Below are 909 nucleotides of genomic sequence, written 5' to 3'. Positions count from 1 at the left end.
TAGTCACCACAGCCGGGGCACCAACGCACCTCCTGATCGGACTTGAAGTCCTTCATGGACTGCTTGGCCTCGGCCTTGGGCACCAGCGAAAGCGCTTCGATCGTGCTCCCGGTGCCTTCGGTCTTCGTGTCAGCCATGGATGGCCTCCTTGAGAGCCGTGGCCAGCTGTTCCGCCTTGAACGGCATGCCGTTGACCTGGTTGTACGAGTGCGCGTCCACCAGATACCTGGCCCGGATGAGGGTGGCGAGCTGCCCGAGGTTCATCTCCGGGATCACCACCTTGTCGTAACGCTTGAGGACCTCGCCCAGGTTGGACGGGAAGGGGTTGATGTGGCGCAGATGGGCCTGCGCCACGCTCTCGCCGACCGCCCGCAGCCGGCGTACCGCCGCGGTGATCGGCCCGTAGGTGGAACCCCAGCCCAGCACGAGCAGCTCCGCGTCGCCGTCGGCGTCGTCGACTTCCAGGTCGGGGACCTGGATGCCGTCGATCTTGGCCTGACGGGTGCGGACCATGAAGTCGTGATTGGCGGGATCGTAGGAGATGTTGCCCGTGCCGTCCTGCTTCTCGATCCCACCGATCCGGTGCTCAAGACCCGGCGTACCCGGGATGGCCCACGGACGGGCCAGCGTCTGCGGATCACGCTTATAGGGCCAGAACACCTCGGTGCCATCCGCCTCGGCGTGATTGGGCCCCGAGGCGAACTGAGTGCGCAGATCCGGCAGTTCATCCACTTCCGGGATCCGCCACGGCTCCGAACCATTGGCCAGATAGCCGTCCGACAACAGGAAGACCGGAGTGCGGTAGGTGACCGCGATCCGCGCCGCCTCCAACGCCGCATCAAAACAGTCCGCGGGCGTCTTCGGCGCCACGATCGGCACCGGCGCCTCACCATTACGCCCGAACATCGC

The 909-nt window shown here is 65.8% G+C and carries 2 pseudogenes; both read right to left on the bottom strand.

What is annotated here, in order from left to right:
- Positions 1–137 (bottom strand): annotated as a pseudogene (locus AC5P1C_RS43840) (2-oxoacid:ferredoxin oxidoreductase subunit beta); the annotation flags it as partial.
- A pseudogene (locus tag AC5P1C_RS43835) lies at positions 130–909 on the bottom strand (2-oxoacid:acceptor oxidoreductase subunit alpha); the annotation flags it as partial. The pseudogenes AC5P1C_RS43835 and AC5P1C_RS43840, both read right to left, overlap by 8 nt.

The sequence above is a fragment of the Streptomyces sp. A18 genome (genome assembly GCF_059026065.1).
The sequence above is the reverse complement of the archived record's forward strand: the minus strand, read 5'-3'. Positions and strand labels throughout refer to the sequence as shown.